Raw genomic sequence first — 19,640 nt, 5'->3', positions numbered from 1 at the left:
CATAATTTTGAATGCCCAGTGGCAATTCGCCCCTTGCCGCGCAAAGCGCCCCTTTCTATTGTCCAATCGAAATTATGAACAGGAGTCCGGGCCGTTGGGCATCGTCATACCGCTTGAAGAGAGCAAAAACAAACACGCATCCGTAAAACCGCTCGTCGAGCTGACAAAAGCAGACATGGAACGGGTAAACCAGCTTATTCTTTCCAAGGCCGGTTCGGATGTGCAGATGATCCCGGAGGTTGCCAATCATCTGATTTCCTCCGGCGGCAAACGTCTGCGTCCCATGCTTACCCTCGCCTCTGCAGCGATGTTTGGTTATACGGGCGATCATCACATCAAGCTGGCAACAAGCGTCGAGTTCATGCATACGGCCACCCTGCTGCATGATGACGTGGTGGACGAAAGCGACCTGCGCCGCGGCAAGTCCACGGCGCGCACCATATGGGGCAACCAGGCCAGCGTTCTGGTTGGCGACTTCCTGCTTGGTCAGGCCTTCCGCATGATGGTGGAAGTGGGCTCTCTCGATGCTTTGGATGTTCTGTCTACCGCCGCTTCTGTTATCGCCGAAGGTGAAGTGCTGCAGCTTTCCGTTGCCAAGAACATGGAAACGACTGAGGACGATTACCTCTCGGTTATACGCGCCAAAACTGCAGCGTTGTTTGCAGCCGCCGCCGAAGTTGGTCCTATTGTGGCCAAGACCACCAAGGCTGAGCGCAATGCACTGAAGTCCTACGGCATGAACCTCGGCCTGGCCTTCCAGCTGGTCGATGACGTTCTCGATTACGGTGGCAAGGCTGCCGACCTTGGCAAAAACGTCGGTGACGATTTCCGTGAGGGCAAGATCACACTTCCGGTCATCCTGTCCTACCGTCGTGGCAGCCCGGAAGAGCGACAATTCTGGAAAAACGCCATTGAAAATGGCGAAAGCTCCAACGAGAACCTCGACAAAGCCCTCGGCCTGATCGGCAAATATAACGGCCTTTCCGATACGATCACCCGCGCCGTCCACTACGGCACGATTGCACGCGATGCGCTCGCACCGTTGCCTGAAACACCCTGGAAGTCTGCGCTGATGGAAGTCATCGACTTCTGCATCGAGCGCGTGAACTGAACCGGAGAAACTACCCGGTGTGGTTTTGAACCACCGAGGTGCCTTTTCTCGGAACGTCATTTCTCTGGCAGCCCGCAACCAAAAATCGATTTGGTTGCGGGCCTGCTCCAAAAAAGCCATTCTGTTGTGACGAAGAATGGAAAGTTGTATTTTCAGTGCTTCGGCACCAATCAAGGGTTTCCACATGCGGCGCAAACCAGCATTTCGTTTTCTCTGTGGCGTGGCTTTTGTCGCCTCTCTCACCTTGGGGGCGGCACCGGGAACGGCCAGCGCTGAAACGAAACCTGCGGAAAAAGCCGAAACCTTCGATCCGGCCAGCGTCAACTCATTTTCCGGAGCGTTTCTGGCGGCCCGCACCGCTGACGTCGATCAGGATTACGACACGGCAATTACACTTTACACCAAGGCTCTTGACTTCGATCCGGCCAATTCGGAAATCCGCCAGCGTTTGATGATTGCACAATTGCTGAACGGCAATTTCGATGCAGGTGCAAAAATCGCGGAAAGCCTCAAGAACGATTCGTCCGTCGAGCGGGTAACAACCATCGTTCGCGCCCTTGATGCGATGCGCAAAAAGGAATTCACCTCCGCTGAAAAGCTGCTGAAATATACCGGCCCGAACGACCTCGACAAAATGGTCAATACGCTGCTGATCGCCTGGGCGAATGCCGGTGCGGGCAAAAGCAAGGAAGCCCTTGCCATGATCGATGGCATGAAGGGTCCCGGCTGGTACGCGATTTTCAAAAACTACCATGCAGGCGCCATGGCGCTGGTAGCAGGCAATGTTGAAGTTGCACGCAGCCGACTGAACGCCGCGATCACCGACCGCGAAGGCGGCGCTACCGCCAGCGACACCTATATGCGCGCCGTGATGGCTCTTGCCCGCCTGGAAGCAAAAGCCGGCAATAAACAGAAGGCACTGGATGCCATTTCGGTTGGCGATGATTTTGCCAACAACTATGCCCCGCTGAAGGCCCTGCGCGAAAGCATAGAAAAGGGTGAAAAGCCGGAACAGCAGGTTACCACTGCGACCGAAGGTGCTTCCGCGGTTCTGTTTTCCATTGCCGGCGCGTTGAACCGCGAAGGCGCGGAAGAGATTGTTACGCTCTACCTGCAGATTGCCCATGAACTGGATTCGAAAAGTGCCGATACGCTGATCCTGCTGGGTGGCCTTGCGGAGAACCTCAAGCAGCCGGAACGCGCTATCGAATTTTATTCGAAAGTGCCTGCGACATCGCCGATGCACCGCATATCGGAGTTGCAGCTTGGTCTTACTCTTGCCCAGACAGGTAAGGTTGATGAAGCCCGCGAACATCTGAAGTCGCTGCTGGCATCTGACCCGAAGGATATTCGCAGTTACCTCGCCTATGGCAGCGTTCTCTCCGATGCCAAGGACTACAAGGCAATGGCTGAGAACTACGACAAAGCCGTTGAAATCCTCGGACCAGTGGCAAAACGTGGTGATTGGGCCGTCTATTTCCAGCGCGGCATCGCCTATGAGCGCTTGAAGGAATGGGAACAGGCCGAGCCAAACTTCAAGAAGGCTCTGGAACTCAACCCTGAACAGCCGCAGGTTCTCAACTACCTCGGTTATTCCTGGGTCGATAAAAACCTCAACCTTGATGACGCGATGGACATGATCCGTCGCGCGGTCGAGTTGCGCCCGAATGACGGCTACATCGTCGATTCGCTTGGCTGGGCTCATTACCGCCTTGGCCAGTTTGATGAAGCTGTGGTCGAACTGGAACGCGCCATCGAGCTGCGCGCTGGCGACCCGACCATCAACGATCACCTTGGTGATGTTTACTGGCGCGTTGGCCGTAAAGTTGAAGCCGTTTACCAGTGGAACCGTGCACTGATTGGCGACAGCGATGACGTCGATAAGGCGAAGGTCAAGGAAAAGATCGCCAACGGCCTGCCGCCGCTGGAAAAGGATGCCGAAAACACCGCCAAAAAGGATGTGAAACCGGAAGAACCGGTTGCTCCTGTGCCTGACAAGAAATCCTGATCAACCGCATGCCAGTTCAGCTTTTTTCCGGAGCGGCGGAGTTTTACGAAACCGCTCCGGCCAAAATCAACCTTGCCCTGCACGTGGTGGGGCAGAGGGCAGATGGCTATCATCTGCTGGAAACGCTGGTCACATTCGCTCATGCTGGTGACCGGCTGTCCTTCGTAGCTGATGATGCGGATCGATTTTCAATCTCCGGCCCCTTTTCCGCTGTACTCGCCAACAATGACGGTTTGAGCGATAATCTGGTGTTGCGTGCACGTGATCTTTTGCGTCAAGCGGTGATCGCCACTGGGCAGCAAGCACCGGCCGTGGCCATCCATCTGGAAAAGAACCTGCCAATTGCGTCGGGCATCGGTGGCGGTTCGGCTGATGCCGCAGCGGCGCTGCGTGGGCTTCTGCGGTTCTGGCGCTGCTCCATCCCCAATGAAACACTTGATACGATTGCCCTGTCGCTTGGTGCAGATGTACCCATGTGTTTTGCCGGAATGCCGCTGATGGCGCGTGGCATTGGTGAAGAGCTGACCTTGCTACCACAGCTACCGGCATTTGCCATGGTGCTGGCAAACCCTTTGACAGGTGCCTCAACACCGGAGATTTTCCGCAGGCTGCAGACGAAGAACAATCCGCCCGTGCCAAAATTCTTGCCGCAGAATAAAGACGATTGGCAGGCTTTCATCCATAATTTGCGCAATGATCTCGAGGCACCTGCGATTTCAGCCCTACCCGTCATCCAGGATGTGTCAGATCTGTTAAAACAGAATGGTGCCACGCTGGTGCGGATGTCCGGCTCCGGGGCCACCTGTTTCGGGATCTTCCCCTCTTTCGAGGTGGCACAACAGGTTGAGGCATCACTGGCAGCACAAAGGCCGGACTGGTACTTCAAGGCAACCATGACAAAACAGGAAGCGCAGCCATGAGCGATACGTCCCGCCCGTTTATCCCGGTCAATATTGCTGTTTTGACAGTTTCTGATACGCGCACGCTGGACAATGACAAGTCCGGTGACACGCTGGTTGCCAGAATAACCGAGGCCGGTCACAGGCTAGCGGACCGCGCCATCGTCGCCGATGATCGCGAGGCGATTTTCAACACGGTGCGTGACTGGACCCTGTCAGAGAGTGTCGATGTGGTGATTACCACCGGGGGCACAGGTTTTACCGGACGTGACGTGACGCCGGAGGCATTAGAGCCCCTGTTTGAAAAACGCATGGACGGTTTTTCCGAAGTGTTTCATCGCATTTCCTACGATAAGATCGGAACCTCGACAATCCAATCTCGGGCGACTGGTGGTGTGGCCAATGCCACGTATATTTTCGTGCTGCCTGGCTCTCCCGGTGCCTGCAAGGATGCGTGGGACGGCATATTAAAAGCACAACTCGATTACCGTCACATGCCCTGCAACTTCGTGGAGATCATGCCGCGGTTGGATGAACATCTGAAACGCGGGTAATTTTGCAGGGGCCGTTAGCGGCCTTTCCGCGCTTCCGTCACCACCCATGAAGGGATGATCTCCGCACTCAGGCGGCGCAGCTTTTGGCCTTTGGTGAAATGCTCAAGCGCCATGCTGGATTTGGCTAGGCTGACCGCCTGCTTCTTCGGCAAAAGCAGCCCGTATTCCAGCGGTTGCGGTTTCTGAAAAAGGCGGCGAAGAAATGGCCGCCGGTAATTGCGCGACGGCGTGAATTTGGCGGGAACCCTGTTCAGCGCCACGTATTCCTGAATGTCTTCAATCCAACCGGTTTGCGGACGCGCTCCCGGCTCTAGCAGCAACAGCCATTCGCCGCGTGCCGATTGTACGATGTCATTGATGTCCCACTCGGCATGAAAGCGGCAACCGGCTGCATCGGCAACATGCGATGATCCATCACGTGAACCATGATCCAAGATGACAACGTCGCTTACCAGTCCTTCGACTGCACCTGATACCAGCGTGGACAAGGTGTGAGCCAACTCAGGTTCTTGATCCCGGCATTCCATGATCACTGTCAGCATGGGTGGTCCCAATCGCCAGCGATTGTGGAAGGTCGTATCGAAGCACTTAAGCCCTGTGAAAGTCGGTCCGTTCTGTTTTGCAAAACCTTGATGGACATCATTTCCATCCGTGGTCTTGCTTCCGAAACCGAACGATCTTCCCTCATGCCGCAGTCCAACCCCTGATGTCCTATGCAACCTAGCATTATCGTATCAGATCATAAATTGCCACAATCTGTTTGTGCATTTTGTTCTTGTAATGTTCTCATGAATGTTTTAGGAATTTAATCATCGAAGCGAAGAGTCGTTTTCGCACGGAGCAACCAGATGACAAACCATATGCTTTCGGGGCAAAGCGCATTCGCGCCTGCTCATACGGCAGATATTGCCAACGCACTTGCAAATGCATCCGGCCTGCGTATCGAAATTGATCGTCGCCGGGGGCGTGGTGCCGGGCTTAACCCGTCCGGTCGCTTTGAGACAGAACAGCGCGAAGCCTTTGATGATGGCTGGCAGACACTGGAAGACCTGCCTGCCTTCAAAACCGAGGTGCAGGTTGAAAAGCCACGTTCCATCATCACACGCAATGAATCGCCCGACATTCCCTTTGATCGCTCCATCAATCCTTACCGTGGTTGCGAGCATGGCTGCATCTATTGTTTTGCCCGTCCGACGCACAGCTTTATGGGGCTGTCAGCCGGTATCGATTTTGAAGCACGGCTTTTTGCCAAACCCGATGCAGCGAAACTGCTGGAGCGCGAGTTGGCGAAACCCGGTTACAAACCACGTACACTGGCCATTGGCACAAACACGGACCCCTACCAGCCCATCGAGAGAGAATGGCGCATCATGCGACAGATTCTCGAAGTTCTGGCAGAGGCGGAGCATCCGGTTGCTATCGTGACGAAGTCGGCTCTGGTAACGCGTGATATCGATATTCTCGCTCCATTGGCAAAGAAGGGTCTGGCCAAGGTTGCCTTGTCCGTGACGACGCTGGACAAGAAGCTGGCGCGCTCAATGGAGCCGCGTGCCTCGACGCCGGAAAAGCGGCTTGAAGCCATCAAGGCACTGACCGAGGCAGGCATTCCGACATCCGTCATGGTCGCACCGGTGATTCCCGCACTGAATGATCACGAGATCGAACGGATTCTCGATTCGGCTAAAGCTGCCGGTACAACTGAGGCAAGCTATGTATTGTTGCGTCTGCCGCTTGAGGTCAGCCCGCTGTTTCGCGATTGGCTGTTGCGCAATTATCCCGACCGTTACCGCCACGTCATGTCGCTTATTCGATCGATGCGTGATGGCAAGGATTATGACGCTGAATTTGGTAAGCGCATGAAGGGTGCCGGTCCCTACGCCTGGCAGATCGGCAGACGGTTCGAGATGGCGACCAAACGCCTTGGCATGGTGCGGCGTGGCATCCATTTGCGCGATGACCTGTTCGTTCCTCCGGGAGGTGCTGGCGTGCAGCTTTCGCTTCTCTGAACCGCGTTCCACCTCAGCACAGTCTTCAGCGACTTCAGGACATCCAGGGTCTCTGCCAGATCAAAGGTTGAATGTGTTTGAAAGATATCGTTCGCGTCGTCCCTGCCGCGAACCGATCCCCGGACCGCTTTGTGATGATCCCGCCGCATCTGTCATGACGACAGGGGCCGCCAGCAGAACCACCGTTGCCGCCGCTCGGGTACTTGCTGCAATTATCATCGCACCGGGGCTTGCAGGAGATCGGGTTGGCATGCGAGTTTCCGCCGCATGAAAAAGCGTATGCCTCCCGACTCTCCTGCTCTTTTTGATTTCCAGCTGACTGGACCGGATTTCAGCATTGAGACCGAATGCCAAAAACAAGGTTTCTGGCCGGTTGCAGGCACGGATGAAGCAGGGCGTGGCCCCTTGGCCGGTCCGGTTGTGGCAGCAGCAGTCATTCTCGATCCCAACAATATTCCGCCGGGGCTGAACGATTCCAAACAGCTTTCCAAAAGCAAACGGGAAAGCCTTTTCGAACTTATCCTCAAGACCTCAATCGTCTCCATTGCCTCGTCCTCACCGACAAGAATTGACGACATGAATATCTTGCGTGCCAGCCTTGATGCCATGCGTCGGTCAATCCTTGGTCTGACGACATCACCTGCCATCATCCTAGCCGATGGTCGTGACGTACCGCCTGGCATAGCCTGCCCCGGCCGCGCCGTGATCAAGGGCGATGCGCGATCCGTCTCGATTGCAGCGGCGTCCATCGTCGCCAAAGTAATGCGAGACAGGATGATGGAGCAGGCTGGAGAACTTTTCCCGCATTATGGTTTTGCAGGGCACGCAGGTTACGGCACAGCAGCCCACAGGCAGGCGATTGAACAACATGGCGCCTGCCCATTGCATCGCATGAGTTTTCGCCCTCTGCGTCAGGATTGAGCCTTACCGCCTATGTCGCCATGTCTTGGTTGAGGATGGTCGACCGTTACGCCGTCGTGAGACAATCCAAGCCTAAGTTCGCCGGGCGACTCTGTTCATAGCGCCAGTACTAATCATTGCAATCGGGATTGAGCCGGTCAGATGGGCACTTGCCACAAGGTGGCAATGCGAGACCACGCACCCACCGTCCGGAATGCCCGTGTCTATGCAAGGCCGTGCGATCAACCCTTCTCATGGCCAGGACAGGCGCAGCCGTCGTCCAGATACAAAAAAGGCCGGGTTGCCCCGGCCTTTCAAAATTCAAACTGCAATCCGCTTAGTTCAGACGAGATTTGACTTCGCCTACTGCAGACTTGAACAGCTTACCCTGCACAGCAGCGGTAGACTTGTCTGCAATCAACCTCTCAGAAGCAGCAATCGCGAGATCAACAGCTGCGGAACGAACTGCCCCAATGGCGTCGTCTTCAGCCTGCTTGATCTTTTGTTCAGACAGAGCGGTACGGCGTGCGACGAATTCTTCCGTCTTCGCCTTGGCTTCAGCTGTCAGGGCTGCCGCTTCACGCTCGGCCGCAGCAACGATGCTTGCAGCTTCTGCTTCGGCATCCTTGCGCTTGCGCTGATATTCAGCCAGCAGGTGCTGGGCTTCTTCACGCAGACGCTTTGCTTCGTCGAGTTCATTGCGGATATTGTCGGCGCGCTCGTCCAGGGACTTCGCGATCATGCCAGGGACCTTGAGGTAGGCAATCAATACGAAGAAAAGAACAAGACCAACCAGTGCAAAGAATGATGCGTCTAAGGCCATGTTACGCCTCCTTCTTTTCAGAAGCGGCAGCAACAGCCGCCTTGGCATCGGTATCCTTGATTTTGGAACCAATCAGCTGATCAACGATCGCAGTCGTTGTTTCCTCAGCAATGGCACCAACTTCTGCAAATGCCTTTTCCTTGATACCGGCAATACGCTGCTCGGCAGCGGTCAGCTTTTCAGCCAGTTCTGCCTCTACAGCGGCGCGGTCAGCATCGGCCTTAGCCTTGGCTGCGTCACGAGCCGAAGAAGCGATAGAGCTTCCCTTGGCTCTCGCGGCTGCGAGTTCTTTTTCATAGCTTTCAATCGCGGCATCGGCTTCAGCATTCAAACGAGAAGCTTCATCCAGATCCTGCGCTATACGCCCGTGACGGTTTTCAAGAATACCGCCGACGCGGGGTACGATGACCTTTTGCATAAGCACGTAAAAAAGGCCGAACGTAATCGCCAGCCACAAAAGCTGCGAAGCATATGTAGACTGATCGAACGGGGGAAAAACGCCAGAACCGTGTTCAGCACTTTGTGCTACGCCGGTTTCCGTATGCGTTTCACCAGCAGCCGGTGTTGACTCGGCATAAGCCGGGGTCACAAACATGCTTACCTCCAGGTGTACTGCAAATACGAAAGATCACGGCACGCATAAAAAACGCGCCGCGATCAATAAACGTCACTGTCGATATTAGACAGCGAACAGCAGAAGAAGAGCGACGAGCAACGAGAAGATGCCCAGAGCTTCCGTAACGGCGAAGCCGAATACCAGACGGCCGAACTGGCTGTCTGCTGCAGATGGGTTGCGCAGTGCGCCGGAGAGGTAGTCACCGAAGATACGGCCGAGAGCGAGGGACGTACCAGCCATGCCAAGGCATGCGAGACCTGCGCCGATGTACTTTGCTGCTTCCGCTTCCATGTTAAGCTCCTTAGAAATGGTTGTTGCGGCTTTTATTGACGCCCGGGAACCGGGGCCAGCGACTTTACTTCTCAGTGACCACCATGCACGGCGTCGTTCAGGTACATGCAAGTTAGTACCGCGAAGACGTATGCCTGCAGGAAGGCAACGAGAAATTCCAGACCAGTCATTGCGACAGTCATGATCAGTGGCAGAATAGCGCCGCCAATACCGACTGCGCCCATAGCGCTCATCGTGGCAACGAAACCTGCGAAAACTTTGAGGGTGATGTGACCGGCCAGCATGTTCGCGAAAAGACGAACCGAGAGGCTGATCGGTCGGGACAAGAATGAGATCACCTCGATGGACGACACCAGAGGTAACAGAACCTTTGGAACGCCAGCCGGCGCAAAGACGCCGAGGAAGTGAAGACCGTGCTTGTAGAAACCGTAAACGACGACCGTGCCGATAACCAGGCACGCCAGTGCGAAGGTTACGATGATCTGGCTGGTGATCGTGAAGAAGTATGGGAACATGCCGAGCAGGTTTGCGGTGAGCACGAACATGAACAGCGAGAAAACAAAGGGGAAGAACTTCATACCCTTGCTTCCGGCGCCTTCGCGAAGCATCGACGCAATAAACTCGTAGGACATCTCAGCAACAGACTGGAAACGGGTCGGGATAAGACCGCGGTTCGATGTTGCGAAATACAGGAAACCAGAAGCGGCTGCGATAGTAGCGACCATAAACAGCGATGCGTTGGTAAAGGAAAAATCGACCCCACCGATTTCGATCGGAATAATCGGCTGTACCACGAACTGATGTGTCGGATCGTTTGCCACCGGCTGCCCTCTTTGCCTTTGGCGCCATCAACGGCGCCTCTTCATCGTATTGAAAAACCAGCTTTAAGGGCTGTTTTTCCCATTCTGTTTCTTTGTCTGCGCATCGTCCGAAAATTGTGGCTGAGCCACGACACCGGCCGAACGCAGAACGTTCAATACACCTGCACAGAAGCCGAGAAGAAGAAGTATAATCATCCCCCAAGGCGACGTACCAGCTAAGTAGTCCAGAAGGTACCCGAGCATGGCGCCAACCACGATCGCGGATATGAACTCAGAAGACAGCTTCATTGCCATTGCGAAACCCTTGCGTGTCTCACCGGCATTTCTCTCCGCCGCTGCTTCGGCCTCATCCTCCGTCTTCACCTTTGCCAACTCGTTGGCGAGGCGTTTACGGCGTTCTTCCAGACTATCGTCACGGTTGCTATTCATGTCCCACCTGCCTTTTCTTCCCTCGTTCCAGCACCGCCAGAACGCTTTGAGGTTGTAAACGGCAAGGGCTTTGACATGTTCCAGCCCGTTCTGAAGTCGCGCGCAACATAGTTTTGAGTGCCCGTATAGTCAAGGCGTTGAACACGCTTGATTAAATACAAATTAACACTGTAAAAACATAAGCTTAGACTTCAAAACCGGTTTCGGGCGTCTATAGCGCACAGGAATCACTGGATTTGTTCACACTAATCGTTGCCATCAGGCCACAATTTCAGCTCCATCCGCCGCCATATGTGCGGTAAAACACGTGCAATCCGATACGACCGACCTTTTTCATGCTCTTGCCCCAAGCCGGGCGCACGTAAACAGCATGGTAGTGGGTTGCAGAACCAACTTCAGGCAGCCAGATTTTGCCGGCTGTGGTGGCCATGGCGATTTCGCGCGCCATTTTCCAGTGCCGCTGCGAGTTGACGCGGTCACGGATGTTGTCGCAGGCAAAGGAGAACTGGCAGCGATTGCGCCAGTCCTTGTTCTGATAGACAACACCACAGATCGTTGACGGGTAGGTTGGGTTGCGAACACGGTTGAGAATGACCTGCGCGACGGCCGCCTGTCCCTTCACCGATTCTCCACGGGCCTCAAAGTAAATGCCGGAAGAGAGGCACTGCTGCTCCTCAGCAGAAAAGACTGCCGGCGGCAGTGGCGTTGCCGCCCACGCATGGTCGTCCGGCCCGATGTCAGGAATGAAACGTCCGGTCTGCGGCTTCTTCAAAATAGCGTCGAAGGGAGATTCGCGGGCAAAATCAGGTTCTGCTGGTGCATAGGCCGTTGCCAGCACATCCGCGTTACGGTTGGTGACCAGCGACGCCAGCATTGGCGAAACGCCATTGTCCATCTTCTTTTCTTCACGACGGAAATAGAATGAGGCCAGTTCGACTGGCTTTTCGCGCTTTGCCTTTACAAAAGACGGGCGCTCCTTGCGGCTCAGCGGTTCGACGTCGATCATGCTTGTGCGCTGCAGAACTGAGCCCGCTGTAAAAGCTGGCGGTGGCTGCATGATTTCCAGTGCGACAACGCGGCCCTTCTTGGCGGCGCGATTGACGCGTTCGCTATCTGGCGTTGTCGGATGTTTTTCCTTGTCTTCGGCAAAAGCGATCTTTCGGCCGTCCGGCAGGGTCATGCCGGCACCAGATGAAGTTGAGGCGCTGTCGGCATTATTAAATGCAAGCGAAGCGGAATGGACGGAGCCAGCCGGCGAGTTGGTCAACACCATGCGCCACTGGCTATTGCCGCCATCAAGGCCGGCAAGCAGTGCGGCCAGATCGGCCCGCGATGCCAAAGTGGGGAAAGCCAGCCATGCAGCAAGGCCAAGAACTAAAGGCGAGGTCCATTTTCCACTCGAAATGAACGACCCGCGACGCATCACACCTTTTGAACGCAAAACCGGCACTCCAAACACGCAGACACACACAAATGACGCGACCAGAGGGGCCAGCGACACGAACTCGTATATGAGCAAAAATAGTTCGTTAACCTTGATGCTTGGTTAACGAGATGTCCGTCTGCGCAGCGGATTTAACAAAGTGACACATAATATCGGCACACGTTTTCGTGAATCGGTGCGGAACGACTTAGCGAGACGCCAGCCGTGAGCACAACACGCAATGAGAGACATAAAATAAGGTGAGCAGAGTGGTCATCCACCCTGCCCGCTCCTTGAGGTTTTTCGGGCGTTTTCAGATCACCACGTGAGAGCCAAGTTCAACCACCCGGTTGGCTGGCAGGCGGAAATAGTCTGAGGGATCAGCCGCTGTTTCTGCAAGGCCAATAAACAGGCGGTTCTGCCATGTCGGCATTTCGGAGTTTTTATCTGGCACCAGCTTGCGACGTCCGAGATAAAAGGAGGTCGACATGATATCGAACTTGAAACCGGCTCGACGCAGATAGGCCAATGCCTGTGTGACGTTCTGGGTTTCCATGAAGCCAAAATGCAGCTCCACCACAATAAAGCGGTCGCTTAACCGCCGCATGGTGAAACGTTCCACCTGACTAACGCGCGGTTGGTCTTCCGTGCGGATCGTCAGGATGACATTCTTTTCGTGCAGGACGTGATTGTGCTTGAGATTATGCAGCAGCGCTGCAGGAGCGGTCTCGGGGTCACCGGTCAGGAAAATCGCCGTGCCGGGAATACGCAATGGTGCATGCGCACTTTCCTTCTCGACCGAAGCCACGAACAGTTTAAGCGGCACATCGGTGCGGCGCGTCTTGGCAAACAGGATTTTCGAGCCACGCTGCCATGTCCACATTATAATAGTGAAGACAATGGCAAACATAACCGGCACGTAACCGCCATCATGAACCTTCAGCAAGTTGGCGCCTAGAAACACCATTTCCAGCAGGAACAGTGGCAGAAGAACCGCAAGTGCCAGCCACAGTGACCAGTTCCAACGGCTGCGCACAAACTCAAAGAACATCAGACTGGTGACGACCATCGCACCAGTGACCGAGATACCATAGGCGGTGGCCAGTGCATCCGAGCTCTGGAAGCTGAAGACCAATGCGATAACGCCCAAAAGCAGAATGGTGTTGACCGACGGCAGATAGATTTGCCCGGTATTGGTTTCCGAAGTGAACAGGATTTCCATACGCGGCAGATAACCAAGGTTGATAGCCTGCCGGACAAGCGAGAAGGCGCCGGTTATAACGGCCTGACTGGCAATAATGGTTGCCGCGGTCGCAAGGATGACCGCAGGGAGCAATGCCCATTGCGGGAACATCAGGTAAAACGGGTTAGACATGGCCTCAGGTGTTTTGAGCACAAAGGCCCCCTGCCCGAGATAATTCAGCGTAAGCGCGGGAAAGACCAGCAGGAACCAGGCAAGCTGGATAGGACGCCGACCAAAATGCCCAAGATCCGCATAAAGTGCTTCGGCACCGGTAACGGTCAGGAAAACCGCGCCCAAAACGACGACGCCCAGAAATCCTTCTCGCAGCAGGAACTCTGCTGCGTAGAGCGGATTGAACGCGGCAAGAATTCCAAAGTCATCCGAGATGTGCATGACACCAACGCCACCCATGACCAGAAACCACAGGACGGTGATAGGACCGAAAAATTTCGCGACCGTGCTGGTGCCGTGTGACTGGATGGCAAACAAACCAACCAGAATGGCAACCGAGATCGGGATGACGAACTCATCCATGGCAGGTGTGACGAGCTTGAGGCCCTCAACGGCCGAGAGGACCGAAAGGGCTGGTGTGATCATGGCGTCGCCAAGAAATAGCGCCGCACCCACCAGTCCAAGGACAATCAGTGTTGCCCGTCTGGAACCGGCCGTCTTCATCAACATGGCAAGGAGGGATAATGTACCGCCCTCGCCGTCATTGTCAGCACGCAACAGCAGCGTCACATATTTAAATGTCACGATGATCGTCAAAGCCCAGATCATGAGAGAAATCAGGCCGATGATCTCGATCCGGGTTACGCCGTCCTCGGCGATTGGCTTCAGGGCTTCCCGAAAGGCATAAAGCGGGCTGGTTCCGATGTCGCCATAGACGACACCAACGGAACCTAGGGTCGCCGCCAACAAGCCTTCCGCAGACTTTGTTTCGCTGTTTTGGCTATCGTTAACTTCACTTCCAAATCCGTGAGACATGTCACCTCAGGCTCGTCAGAGCCACCCCTTCCAGCGGAAAAAGAGAAACGGAATTACTGCCGACAAGAGCATTACACACACCGCAACCGGGTAACCGTAGGTCCAGTCTAACTCCGGCATGATGTGAAAGTTCATTCCATAAATGGACGCAACCAGAGTTGGGGGCAGGAAAACGACCGACGCGATCGAGAATATCTTGATAATGGCGTTCTGCTCGACATTGATCAGGCCGAGTGACGCATCCAGCAAGAACGACAGGTTGCCGGAGATAAAGGACGCATGCTCCGACAGTGATGGGATATCACGACCAATGGAGCGGCAAAGCTCCTTTGCGTCCTTGTCCTGCTGAATTGCCGGTACGCTGAACAAAAATGTCTGCAGGCGCGACAATGACATCAGGCTATCGCGTACTTTTGACAGCAGGCGATGATAGGACGCAATGTCGCCCAAACGGTCTTCCAGAAACCGTGGCGCCTTGCGTTTGACCCTAGCCTGACTTCCAAATATGCCTGCCGAAAGCTGATCAATGCCGGCTACGGATCGTTCGAGAATTTCCGCAGTGCGGTCGACAATCGTTTCCAGCAATTTCAGCAGAAACTGAACGCCGTTGCGCTGTTCGCCTGAAACACGTGAAATGGCGGCGATGAACAGATTGAAGGATTTCGGCTCAGCATATCGGATGGTGACCAGTCTATTTCCAGCCAGAATGAAGGCAACATCCGTCAACTGGGGCACATCGGTTTCTGCCTTGCAGATCAAAGATGCCGTCATGAAGACATTGCCGTTATCAATATAAAGACGGCTGGACGGTTCAATATCTTTCAAATCTTCGCGGGTAGGAACCTCTATGCCCAGCAGAGTCTCTATATATCGCTCTTCATCCTGAGTAGGATTGAGCATGTCGATCCAGATTATATCGGGATATAGCTCCGCAATCGGCTGTTGCGCCGAGAGGGTTACTGCCTCGCAGGTCGAGCGATAGGCATTGATCAATCAGTTTCTCCGGTTTGCAAATCTGACTGTCATCAGCCTGCCGCCAAATCGTTCATTATCATGATCTGGGCGGAGGCGACAAACAAATGATTGCAGCAAGCCAGAACGGCAGGGGATAAAGTTAAGCCGTCCTGTCGCTCTGTTTTTGTTCAAGCCTCGGACGCCCTGATCCAACGTCTGAACGGCGCAGGCATGTGCCCGTAAACGGATTTATAATCAAGCGCTATTTATCGGCTCACAAAACCGGAGTGTTATTCAAACACGATTTTTGGTGCAGCCTTGCCACTTCCAGCCTTCAGCGTATCCCAGACACGCAAGGCAATATCGCGGTAGATTTTAGCAACCGGACCGTCCGGCTCCATCGCAACGATTGGCGTTCCAGCGTCGGACATTTCACGGACCGAAATGGTGAGCGGCACTTCACCAAGGAAAGGAACATTGATCCTTTCAGCTTCTGCCTTGGCGCCGCCGTGACCGAAAATGTCATAGCGCGCGCCAGTATCCGGCGCGATGAAGTAGCTCATGTTCTCGATAACGCCGAGCAGCGGAACCTCGACCTTGCGGAACATGGTGATGCCTTTGCGCGCATCGGCCAGTGCCAGATCCTGAGGTGTCGACACGATAACTGCACCGGACAGCGGAACCTGCTGCGCCATGGTGAGATGTACGTCACCTGTGCCGGGTGGCATATCAACGACCAACACGTCCAGCTCTCCCCATGCGACTTCGCGCAACATTTGTAGCAATGCTGACTGGACCATGGGACCACGCCAGATCATGGCCGCTTCTTCATCGACCAAAAAACCCATCGACATGGTTTTAAGGCCGTAATTTTCCATCGGCACGATGGTGCGACCTTCCAGCTGTTTCGGGCGACCGGAAATTTTCAGCAAACGCGGCAATGAGGGCCCGTAAATATCGGCATCCAGAATACCGACTTTTAGACCGATCGATTGAAGACCGAGGGCCAGATTGACGGCAGTGGTGGATTTGCCCACCCCACCTTTGCCGGATGCGACCGCCAGAATGGCACCGATGCCGGGAATGCCCGCCTTGGCAGGAGGCCGAGGTGCGGGTGGACGCAAACCGCCGGCAGGAGGAACCGGCCGCGATTGCGCAGAGGAAGATGGTTCGCCCGCCTTCTTGTCAGCCGTCAGGGCCACCATAACAGAGGCAACCCCGGGAATGGTCTTGACCAGAGTTTCAGCCTGTTTTCGCAGTGGCTCCAGCTCTTCTGCTCGTCCGGCGGGCACGGAAATGGAAAAATATACTTTGCCATCGGTGACAAAGATTTCCGAAACCATTCCCATATCCACGATGTTCGAGGGGCCGCCCGGCACCTGAACCTTCGCAAGAACTTCGAGAACTCTCTGTTTTTCGACCTGTGCCATGACTGCGCTGCCTTCCGGTTTCCAGCGTAGATAAACACGTCCGGGCCATTCGCCAATGCCCGGATTGCACTATCCCTGACATAGATCAAAGATCGTTGAAGATTTCAAACCGCTCCGGATCGAAAATCCGGCCATCAAAAAACATGTCTGGACCCAAAACGAGACCCGAACGAGAGGAGCCGACATGAACCGGCTGGCGCAATGTTCCCTCCATTTTCAGATTGGCGGATGGTACATGCGCAAATAACGGTTTTAGGGCCTTGCGAAAAATATCCGGCCGGAACGCATCTCGCACCGCCTCGCATGTCGTGGGGTCATCGGCCAGTGTGGCCGGGCAATCGCCCCAGCGCATCATCTGGTTGAAGTACCACAGCGCCTGACTTTGCCATGGGAAATTGGCCGCCTTGCCACTGGTGACAAAAAACTCCTCGATTTCCAGCATCTGCAGATCGGATATCGACAGAAAGCCGGTGAAGGACGGCAGGATAAGATCACCATCTTCGCCCAGATATTTTGGTGCCGCCAAAATGCCGGTCAGTTCCTCGATATTGCTGGCATTGGCGCACCACTGGCCGGCACGGTAAAGGGCGCGCAGCAAGGCTTCCAGATGCTGCATATTTTGTTCGGCCCAGCCCTGGCTGACGGCAAGCACCCTTTCCGGAGAGTTGTGCCAGATATTGGACTTGGTGGTGGCCATAAAGCCTGTGCCATTGAGGATAGACGCACTGCCAAATGGCTCCGGCGCATAAAACCCGTCAATCGTGCCCTCTTCCAGAAGATAAGGCATGGCCTGTGGTGACGAGATAACGATGCTGACGTCGGTCGGCACCGCGATGCGACAGTGTGCCAGCATGTAGCGCAGCTCATACCACGAGGTGGCGTATCTGCTTTCAACGGCAATCTTTAGAGGTGTTGCCAGACCTTGCGCTCTTCGGCGTCCGCACAGGCGCGACAGGGCAATGGATAAAGTGGACGGGCTCAAACCGAGCGCGCCAGCATCCTCCAGACGTTTATGCAAATCCGGAGAGACAACCAGACTGGCACCGCCGAGCGACAGCGTAAAGGGTGCAAAATACCCTTTGGGCATACCAGCCAGTTGCAAAGCAGACAAAACGGGGAATGTTGCAGGCAATTGACCCAATGACAGTTCGTCATCGCGCAGGGCTTCGACAATATCACCAACGAGGTTTTTACGAACGAGTGAAAGGCGGATGCCTTCATCCGCTGCAAAACCCTTCTCAGCTGCAATCGCAAGAATTGCGCTATCGACGGAAGGAGAGAAACCAACCGAGATAATGGGGTTGTCCGGCAAGCACGGGTCCTCCTGACGAATCGTATAGAGGATTGCGCATGGCGCGGCAGATAACAATCACCAAACAGCAAAATCGTCTTATTTTATAAGACCCACGCGCAACGCTTTTGCTACAGCCTGGGTCCTGTTGACGGTATCCAGCTTTTTGGTTGCCCGGTTGAGGTAATGATTGACCGTATGCTCGGAGAGAATGAGGATTTCCGCAATCTCAGCGCTGGTCTTACCAGCAGCGGTCCAGTTCAAGCAATCCAGTTCCCGGTCCGTCAATGTGTCCGGTACGCGGTTGTCGAGGCGCTTGATATACGCCAGTCGGTCGAAGATATGGGTGGCAATATAGGAAATTTCGGCAATTTCCTGATGCGAGAACGCTTCTCTGTTGCCAGAGAAGGACACGGCCCCCCGCGCCCCAGAAACGTCATGCGCCGGACACCATATGGAATTTAACATTTCGAAGCGCTCAAACAGCGCACGCACGACTTTTGTGGTTGCCGGGTCTTCTGTTCGATTGAGAAAGTCAGCATCAACGAAAAAAGGAACAGTCGATTTTTGCAGCGCCGCCATGACCGTGCTGCCACGGATGAGGCTTTCGTTGTCATAGGACTGCAGCAGTTCGGCCGGCCAATTGGTGATAATCGTATATTGCGATAATTCAAGTCCTGCCTGGGTGGGCAAATTGACGACCATGAATGCCTTCATACCCCAGGTTTCCGTCAGATTTTTCAAAAAGCGGAAAACATCAAATTGTGTCTTCAGCGCTTCGATCTCAGTGACACGCTCTGCATGCGTCCTGACAGGTCTATCGTGTTCAGACATGGACATTGGGCTTTTTCTTTAGATGGATAAAACAAATAGACCGGCTTCAGAAAACGTGGTTCGAGTATCTACCCAAGACCGCATTTTTTTACAAACCGTAGTTGAGCTAAAAAACCACAACCGCGCCGTTTGTGTAACCCCACAAATTGAAACTCAATGACCTAACGGGATGATGGAGATATTCTGACGGATATATCAGTTGCAATTTTATCGGCGATTTCACAAACAACCGGCGCGAGCTTTTCAAGATGCTCAAGCGTCAATCGATACGCCGGACCCGTGACGGAAACTGCCGCTGCAAAGTCATGACCGGTACAAAGAATTGGCGCTGCAACACAGTGGATACCGTCCTCATGTTCGGCCAGATCAAAGCCAAAGCCGCGGGCTCTTATGGCATTGACCTCGTTCAGCAGCGCCTCACCATTTGTTATGGTGCTGGCTGTAAATGAACGAAATTGAATATTATCAACGATTTGCAAGAGCCTCTCTTGCTCAAGCGTGGCCAATGCTGCTTTGCCAACCCCGGTGCAAAAGACGGGTGATGCATTGCCGATTTGCGAGTGCATGCGAATGGCACGGCTACCCTCCACCTTGTCCAGATAGATGACTTCAGTGTCGCGCAGCATACCGAGATGCACTGATTCTCCGGTTACCGCCTGCAATTCTCGCAAATAGGGTGCGGCAACACTTCTGAAATCATTACGGGCCCATGCCTTGCCGGCAAACTTCAAAAGCCGCATGCCGGGCACATAGGCCTGATGGGCGTCGAGTTCCAATAGCCCTTCCTGCAACAAATGGGTCAATTGCCGGTGAACAGTGCCGCGCGGTTGGCCAACAATGTTCAATATCTCGGTGAAACGCAAAGGCTCGGGCGCCATCACAACCAATTCCAGCAGAGCCATGGCCTTGCCAAGTGTACCGGTTGCTGATTCTTCCCCGGCTGTGCTTACTGATGATGCGACATTATGGTCGGGCATTTGCCTTGATATCCTTGGCCGCAAGCTTGACAGCTTTTGAAAG

Annotated in this window: 20 protein-coding genes; 6 read left to right on the top strand and 14 right to left on the bottom strand. The window is 54.5% G+C overall.

Annotated elements, in window-relative coordinates; translation table 11 throughout:
• The first annotated feature begins 94 nt into the window (after window positions 1-94).
• From PYL13_RS04830 to moaB, 4 genes are all read left to right on the top strand, one after another.
• A complete protein-coding gene (locus PYL13_RS04830; RefSeq protein WP_275640617.1) occupies window positions 95-1,111 on the top strand; it encodes a polyprenyl synthetase family protein in 1,017 nt (338 codons plus the stop codon).
• Window positions 1,112-1,295: 184 nt separating this feature from the next.
• A complete protein-coding gene (locus PYL13_RS04825) occupies window positions 1,296-3,119 on the top strand; it encodes a tetratricopeptide repeat protein (RefSeq protein ID WP_275640616.1) in 1,824 nt (607 codons plus the stop codon).
• Between the two features lie 8 nt (window positions 3,120-3,127).
• Complete coding sequence (locus PYL13_RS04820; RefSeq protein ID WP_275640615.1) at window positions 3,128-4,039, top strand: 4-(cytidine 5'-diphospho)-2-C-methyl-D-erythritol kinase; 912 nt, start codon at window positions 3,128-3,130, stop codon at window positions 4,037-4,039.
• The gene (gene moaB, locus PYL13_RS04815) at window positions 4,036-4,572 is read left to right on the top strand and encodes a molybdenum cofactor biosynthesis protein B (RefSeq protein WP_275640614.1); all 537 of its coding nucleotides are present in this window, start codon (window positions 4,036-4,038) and stop codon (window positions 4,570-4,572) included. Before PYL13_RS04820 ends, moaB begins: the two co-directional genes overlap by 4 nt.
• A gap of 14 nt (window positions 4,573-4,586) precedes the next feature.
• Here the strand turns inward: moaB and PYL13_RS04810 are convergent, their stop codons facing one another.
• Complete coding sequence (locus tag PYL13_RS04810; RefSeq protein WP_275640613.1) at window positions 4,587-5,114, bottom strand: glycosyl transferase; 528 nt, start codon at window positions 5,112-5,114, stop codon at window positions 4,587-4,589.
• A gap of 306 nt (window positions 5,115-5,420) precedes the next feature.
• Between PYL13_RS04810 and PYL13_RS04805 the strand changes: the two genes are divergently transcribed.
• On the top strand, window positions 5,421-6,578 hold the full coding sequence (locus tag PYL13_RS04805) for a PA0069 family radical SAM protein (RefSeq protein WP_275640612.1): 1,158 nt from the start codon (window positions 5,421-5,423) through the stop codon (window positions 6,576-6,578).
• A gap of 60 nt (window positions 6,579-6,638) precedes the next feature.
• On the opposite strand, the gene PYL13_RS04800 is transcribed toward PYL13_RS04805, so the two are convergent.
• Window positions 6,639-6,830 (bottom strand): hypothetical protein, encoded by a 192-nt coding sequence (locus PYL13_RS04800; RefSeq protein WP_250983664.1) that lies wholly within the window; start codon window positions 6,828-6,830, stop codon window positions 6,639-6,641.
• A 15-nt stretch (window positions 6,831-6,845) separates the two neighbouring features.
• Between PYL13_RS04800 and PYL13_RS04795 the strand changes: the two genes are divergently transcribed.
• Entirely contained in the window at window positions 6,846-7,499 is a 654-nt protein-coding gene (locus PYL13_RS04795) for a ribonuclease HII (protein WP_275640611.1), read from the top strand.
• Between the two features lie 316 nt (window positions 7,500-7,815).
• Here the strand turns inward: PYL13_RS04795 and PYL13_RS04790 are convergent, their stop codons facing one another.
• The 12 genes from PYL13_RS04790 to PYL13_RS04735 form a co-directional block, all read right to left on the bottom strand.
• On the bottom strand, window positions 7,816-8,301 hold the full coding sequence (locus tag PYL13_RS04790; RefSeq protein ID WP_259145784.1) for a F0F1 ATP synthase subunit B: 486 nt from the start codon (window positions 8,299-8,301) through the stop codon (window positions 7,816-7,818).
• A gap of 1 nt (window position 8,302) precedes the next feature.
• Window positions 8,303-8,896, bottom strand: a complete 594-nt coding sequence (locus PYL13_RS04785; RefSeq protein ID WP_192487115.1) for a F0F1 ATP synthase subunit B — start codon at window positions 8,894-8,896, stop codon at window positions 8,303-8,305.
• An 84-nt stretch (window positions 8,897-8,980) separates the two neighbouring features.
• Window positions 8,981-9,208 carry a F0F1 ATP synthase subunit C gene (locus tag PYL13_RS04780; RefSeq protein WP_003494147.1) on the bottom strand — a complete coding sequence of 76 codons (228 nt, stop codon included), beginning with the start codon at window positions 9,206-9,208 and terminating at the stop codon, window positions 8,981-8,983.
• A 71-nt stretch (window positions 9,209-9,279) separates the two neighbouring features.
• Entirely contained in the window at window positions 9,280-10,029 is a 750-nt protein-coding gene (locus PYL13_RS04775; protein WP_192487114.1) for a F0F1 ATP synthase subunit A, read from the bottom strand.
• 63 nt (window positions 10,030-10,092) lie between these two features.
• The gene (locus PYL13_RS04770) at window positions 10,093-10,458 is read right to left on the bottom strand and encodes an AtpZ/AtpI family protein (protein ID WP_192487113.1); all 366 of its coding nucleotides are present in this window, start codon (window positions 10,456-10,458) and stop codon (window positions 10,093-10,095) included.
• A 271-nt stretch (window positions 10,459-10,729) separates the two neighbouring features.
• Window positions 10,730-11,881, bottom strand: coding sequence for a cell wall hydrolase (locus PYL13_RS04765; protein WP_275641372.1), 1,152 nt, complete (start codon window positions 11,879-11,881; stop codon window positions 10,730-10,732).
• Window positions 11,882-12,194: 313 nt separating this feature from the next.
• On the bottom strand, window positions 12,195-14,111 hold the full coding sequence (locus tag PYL13_RS04760; RefSeq protein WP_259145791.1) for a potassium transporter Kup: 1,917 nt from the start codon (window positions 14,109-14,111) through the stop codon (window positions 12,195-12,197).
• A gap of 15 nt (window positions 14,112-14,126) precedes the next feature.
• On the bottom strand, window positions 14,127-15,104 hold the full coding sequence (gene corA, locus PYL13_RS04755; protein WP_275640610.1) for a magnesium/cobalt transporter CorA: 978 nt from the start codon (window positions 15,102-15,104) through the stop codon (window positions 14,127-14,129).
• Between the two features lie 251 nt (window positions 15,105-15,355).
• Complete coding sequence (locus PYL13_RS04750) at window positions 15,356-16,495, bottom strand: Mrp/NBP35 family ATP-binding protein (RefSeq protein WP_275640609.1); 1,140 nt, start codon at window positions 16,493-16,495, stop codon at window positions 15,356-15,358.
• Window positions 16,496-16,580: 85 nt separating this feature from the next.
• Window positions 16,581-17,807 carry a CmpA/NrtA family ABC transporter substrate-binding protein gene (locus PYL13_RS04745; RefSeq protein WP_275640608.1) on the bottom strand — a complete coding sequence of 409 codons (1,227 nt, stop codon included), beginning with the start codon at window positions 17,805-17,807 and terminating at the stop codon, window positions 16,581-16,583.
• A gap of 78 nt (window positions 17,808-17,885) precedes the next feature.
• A complete protein-coding gene (locus tag PYL13_RS04740; protein WP_405049384.1) occupies window positions 17,886-18,626 on the bottom strand; it encodes a helix-turn-helix transcriptional regulator in 741 nt (246 codons plus the stop codon).
• Between the two features lie 155 nt (window positions 18,627-18,781).
• Window positions 18,782-19,597: an IclR family transcriptional regulator gene (locus tag PYL13_RS04735; protein ID WP_275640607.1), complete on the bottom strand. Its 816-nt coding sequence runs from the start codon at window positions 19,595-19,597 to the stop codon at window positions 18,782-18,784.
• Window positions 19,598-19,640: the final 43 nt, after the last annotated feature.

The organism is Agrobacterium sp. Azo12, from assembly GCF_029193765.2.
GTDB lineage: Bacteria > Pseudomonadota > Alphaproteobacteria > Rhizobiales > Rhizobiaceae > Agrobacterium.
Note: the sequence above shows the minus strand (reverse complement) of the source record. Positions and strands in the feature narration are given on the sequence as shown.

Coding starts and splice junctions, on each gene's coding strand:
- PYL13_RS04825 (WP_275640616.1), top strand. CDS start 1,296: ATGCGGCGCAAACCAGCATTTCGTTTTCTCTGTGGCGTGGCTTTTGTC.
- PYL13_RS04820 (WP_275640615.1), top strand. CDS start 3,128: ATGCCAGTTCAGCTTTTTTCCGGAGCGGCGGAGTTTTACGAAACCGCT.
- moaB (WP_275640614.1), top strand. CDS start 4,036: ATGAGCGATACGTCCCGCCCGTTTATCCCGGTCAATATTGCTGTTTTG.
- PYL13_RS04810 (WP_275640613.1), bottom strand. CDS start 5,114: ATGCTGACAGTGATCATGGAATGCCGGGATCAAGAACCTGAGTTGGCT.
- PYL13_RS04805 (WP_275640612.1), top strand. CDS start 5,421: ATGACAAACCATATGCTTTCGGGGCAAAGCGCATTCGCGCCTGCTCAT.
- PYL13_RS04800 (WP_250983664.1), bottom strand. CDS start 6,830: ATGCCAACCCGATCTCCTGCAAGCCCCGGTGCGATGATAATTGCAGCA.
- PYL13_RS04795 (WP_275640611.1), top strand. CDS start 6,846: ATGAAAAAGCGTATGCCTCCCGACTCTCCTGCTCTTTTTGATTTCCAG.
- PYL13_RS04790 (WP_259145784.1), bottom strand. CDS start 8,301: ATGGCCTTAGACGCATCATTCTTTGCACTGGTTGGTCTTGTTCTTTTC.
- PYL13_RS04785 (WP_192487115.1), bottom strand. CDS start 8,896: ATGTTTGTGACCCCGGCTTATGCCGAGTCAACACCGGCTGCTGGTGAA.
- PYL13_RS04780 (WP_003494147.1), bottom strand. CDS start 9,208: ATGGAAGCGGAAGCAGCAAAGTACATCGGCGCAGGTCTCGCATGCCTT.
- PYL13_RS04770 (WP_192487113.1), bottom strand. CDS start 10,458: ATGAATAGCAACCGTGACGATAGTCTGGAAGAACGCCGTAAACGCCTC.
- PYL13_RS04765 (WP_275641372.1), bottom strand. CDS start 11,881: ATGCGTCGCGGGTCGTTCATTTCGAGTGGAAAATGGACCTCGCCTTTA.
- PYL13_RS04760 (WP_259145791.1), bottom strand. CDS start 14,111: ATGTCTCACGGATTTGGAAGTGAAGTTAACGATAGCCAAAACAGCGAA.
- PYL13_RS04750 (WP_275640609.1), bottom strand. CDS start 16,495: ATGGCACAGGTCGAAAAACAGAGAGTTCTCGAAGTTCTTGCGAAGGTT.
- PYL13_RS04740 (WP_405049384.1), bottom strand. CDS start 18,626: ATGTCCATGTCTGAACACGATAGACCTGTCAGGACGCATGCAGAGCGT.
- PYL13_RS04735 (WP_275640607.1), bottom strand. CDS start 19,597: ATGCCCGACCATAATGTCGCATCATCAGTAAGCACAGCCGGGGAAGAA.